Below are 3,864 nucleotides of genomic sequence, written 5' to 3' on the forward strand. Positions count from 1 at the left end.
GTATAAAAATGCCACCAAAACTGGTCAATTATAAGGCAAGACACATGAATACTAGAATAGCTGATTTACGTAAGGAATACACATTGAAGGGTTTGAGTGAAATCGATGTCCACCCCAATCCTTTTGAGCAATTCAAAATTTGGTTTGACCAGGCAGTGGCTGCCCAATTGCCAGAACCGAATGCCATGACTATAGCGACAGCAACACCCGATGGTAAACCTTCTGCCCGGATGGTACTGCTGAAAGGCTACGATCAGCGGGGATTTGTCTTTTACACTAATTATGACAGTAACAAGGGGCAGCAGTTAATCGAGAATCCTTGGGCTGCCATCACGTTTTGGTGGGCTGAGTTAGAACGACAGGTACGGATTGAGGGGCGAGTGGAGAAGCTAACAGCCGCTGAGTCTGATGATTATTTTAACAGCCGCCCCAAGGGTTCTCAGCTGGGGGCTTGGGTGTCAGATCAAAGCCAAGTCATCCCTAGTCGTGAGGTGTTAGAGCAACGGCTACAGCAACTGAAGCAGGACTATGAAAATAAAGAGGTACTTCGTCCACTCCACTGGGGAGGGTTCCGGGTGATTCCATCAGAAATTGAGTTTTGGCAGGGACGTCCCAGTCGGCTCCACGATCGGTTGCTCTACAATCGTGGTGAAGATCGGGATTGGGTGATTAAACGATTGTCCCCTTAGTAAGCTGGTCTTCATTTGAATTTGATGGTTCTGACAGCAAGAGAGCAGAGAGCTCCGGAGCAGGGGAATAGGGTTTGACGTTTTTTTTCTAACTGAATAATCTCTAATTTAGAGGTATAACGGCTGATCAAGGATGAAAGATTAAGGTTCAAGTATTGGTAGTGCTAAAGATATGGTGATTTGCTTACGGTCTGGTCAAGGTAACAGGAGCTAAAATCACTACTTTTGTAGCACTCCCAAACTTTCGCTATCTCGAATCCCCTAACGTTTACGCCGAGCTTTTGAGTGCTTTGACTTTGGAGTTTGGATAATAGGAACAGTAAAGTAAAACTGAGAACCTTGGTCTTTGCCAGCTGAATTTGCCCAAATTTTTCCACCCCAGCCTTTGACAATTTGGCGACAAATTGCTAAACCTAGCCCTGTTCCCCCAGTAGTTCGCCGCAGAGCACCTTCTTCTTGATAGAAGCGGTCAAACACAGCTTCCAGCCGATTGGGTTCAATACCACGTCCAGAATCTTCGATAATAACTACTATCATGGAATTGTCCAGTGTTTGGATACTTATTTTTACTTCTCCTTGTGGGCTGGTAAATTTGCAGGCATTATCGAGAAGTCTAGCTAGAGTTTCAACTAGCCACTCTCCGTCGGCTTTGACTAATGGAAGGTTATCTGGAACTTGAGCCGATAAACTAGGTCGTTCATCTTCAGAACGGCGAGCGCAAACATTACTCAGGGCAAGGTCGATGCACTCTCTTAGGGACAGGGATTCTGGGTGCCATTCAACACGACCACTTTCTAAGCGGGAAAGAGTCAGGAAGTCCTGAATCAGTTTCCGCATTCGTTCAGCGTCAGCGAGGGCAGTATTGAGCATCACCTGACGCAATTCTAGGGACATATCTGGCTCACTAGCTAGACTCTCAAGACATACTTGAATTGTGGATAGGGGAGTCCGCAGTTCATGACCTGTAATCGCGACTAAATTGCTACGGGTGCGGTCAAGAGCTTCTAGCTGCTGATTCAAATCTTCTAGGTTGGCGTAGGCTTCGGCTTGAATTAGAGCTACACCGACTTGAGTTGCGATCGCATCCACTAAGGCTAACTCATCTTTTTCCCATTGATAAGGTTCGGAGCCACAATGATGTAGATCTAACATGCCCAATAACTGACCCTGATACAGCACCGGTACCTTCAGCCAAGAGCGAATGGCAAACTCTTGGACTAGATTGTGCAAGGTTTTTGATCCTGGATTACCAGTTTTATTTTTGGAATTAGTACCGTTAATCCGAGGATCTGTCTGGGTGTCTTCTACATAAATCGGTTCTCCACTCTGGACAACCTCTTGGAATAGACAATTGTCTTGCAATGGCCATATTTTTCCTAGTGTGGGCACTAATGGTTGATCCCCCTTACTAAGGGGCTTTAAAAACTCATGATTGATGATAGTAGTGGTATCTGTTCCTTTACAGCGATAAATCAGACACCGTGATGCTTCAAGGGCTTTACCCAACTCTTGCACAGCGACTTCAAGAATGGCATTGGGGTCAAGGGATCGCCTAATGGCATTGGAAATAGAGTTGATCAGAGATTCTTTCTTTCCCTGAGCAGCAATGGAGCGATAGGCTTTGAGCAATTTATACTGACCTGCCTGTAGGTAAGTCACCAAGCGCTGGACAAAAGGGTCAGAATTTTCGGAACTTTGAGCTTGGTCGAGAGGGGATAGATTACTGGTAGAGTTTCGGGTTAATTGAGCACTAACTACTAATGAATTCTCTAAATACTGATCTAAATACTGAGATTTAGCCTGTTCAATCTTAGCTGCCAGTTCAGGTCGGTAAATTTGAATGCGATTGAGTAATATCTCAGCTGCTTTTTGACTCACCCTCCGGTCAAATGTCCAGATGCCTTCAAAACGTCGGGATGAGTCCATTTCCCCATTGGTCACCTCTAGTATTGGTGTGGGTCGTTCTTGACAAATCAAACAGTTTGTGTAACTTTGCCCAATAACTACCAAATGCCATTCTTGAGAGAGGGTATCGTTGGGTTCAAATGCCACCGTTTCGTGATACTCTGAACTACTCTTAAATTCTGTTTCCGGTGCTGCTAGTACATAGACTTGGGGGGTCTGTTGAGCAATGCGTCGATATCGATGAGCTTCCTGACGGTAGAAACGCTCTCGCTGGAAGCTAGCAATGACCAACGGCTGCTCTGAGCCAGCTAATACCTGATCTTCCATGGCATGGGAAAGTGCGGTCAAAGAAGACTTGAAGTACACCTGTGACCGCAGTATAGGTATAGCTTGCAGTAAGCTTTGCAGCACGGAAGTGGTAATAATCATGTGACAGCTCCTACACTGAATCTTTCGATTCAGTGTAGGCTTCGCAACCAATCCGGCTATTGCTTAGGAGGCGTTGCGCTTTAAGAACGGACTGCCCTACCGCTCTGTTTTTTTGACTTTTTTTTAATAATGTTCCACCGACAAACCAGCATTTATGGCCTTTGGCCACGCTACGCGAACGGCTTTGAAAGTCAGTATATAAAAAATAACACATCGCTTGGTCTTTCGTGAAATACTCTGTGCAAAATTCATCCCACACTCAAGCGCGTTCCCTTAGCGTGGCCAAAGGCCAAGCGTCGCAGATGTGGGGCTTCTTTTGCCGGAAGCTAAAACTTCACGGGAGCGTGGAAACCACACCTATGGGCGACGGGGGAGGAAAAACCAGCTGGGGTCTTTACTCCCAGTCAGGGTATGGGGTGTTGACAGCCTATAGACTTTTTATATGTACCTTTCTCAATTTATCTTATACAAAGGGGATTGAACACATTGAACACAGCGAATGTTGAAGCCCCAGCCTGTTTCAGATGTATCGCGTTAATTCAACTCGATATCGTTGTTTTTTAGTAATAGAGACATCCCCAACCTCCAAGCGTCCTTTACCACGAATGGCAATCAAATCTCCAGATTTGACTGTATAGCTAGATTGTTTGACCTCTTTCCAGTTAACCCGCACATCCCCAGTGGTAATGAAATCCACCATCTTGCTGCGGGACATACCAAACCCAGCCGATGCGATCGCATCTAGACGCATGGAAGCTTCTGTTGTTGTTCTGAGTTTCTTTTTCGGTTCCTTAACTTTGAGTTCACTCAAATCAATCCGTTGAGTTTTGACAGTACCGAA

The 3,864-nt window shown here is 45.6% G+C and carries 3 protein-coding genes; 1 reads left to right on the forward strand and 2 read right to left on the reverse strand.

The genetic code is table 11. The features are described 5' to 3' along the window. Window positions 1-44: 44 nt before the first annotated feature. Window positions 45-689 carry a pyridoxamine 5'-phosphate oxidase gene (gene pdxH, locus LYNGBM3L_RS14490; RefSeq protein WP_044493265.1) on the forward strand — a complete coding sequence of 215 codons (645 nt, stop codon included), beginning with the start codon at window positions 45-47 and terminating at the stop codon, window positions 687-689. Window positions 690-950: 261 nt separating this feature from the next. Here pdxH and LYNGBM3L_RS14495 read toward each other — a convergent pair whose 3' ends face one another. Further along, window positions 951-3,023, reverse strand: a complete 2,073-nt coding sequence (locus LYNGBM3L_RS14495; RefSeq protein WP_008184531.1) for a DICT sensory domain-containing protein — start codon at window positions 3,021-3,023, stop codon at window positions 951-953. Window positions 3,024-3,543: 520 nt separating this feature from the next. Further along, a partial coding sequence (locus tag LYNGBM3L_RS14500) for a S4 domain-containing protein (protein WP_267872033.1) occupies window positions 3,544-3,864 on the reverse strand: 321 nt, incomplete at its 5' end.

It is taken from the genome of Moorena producens 3L (genome assembly GCF_000211815.1).
GTDB classification, from domain to species: domain Bacteria; phylum Cyanobacteriota; class Cyanobacteriia; order Cyanobacteriales; family Coleofasciculaceae; genus Moorena; species Moorena producens.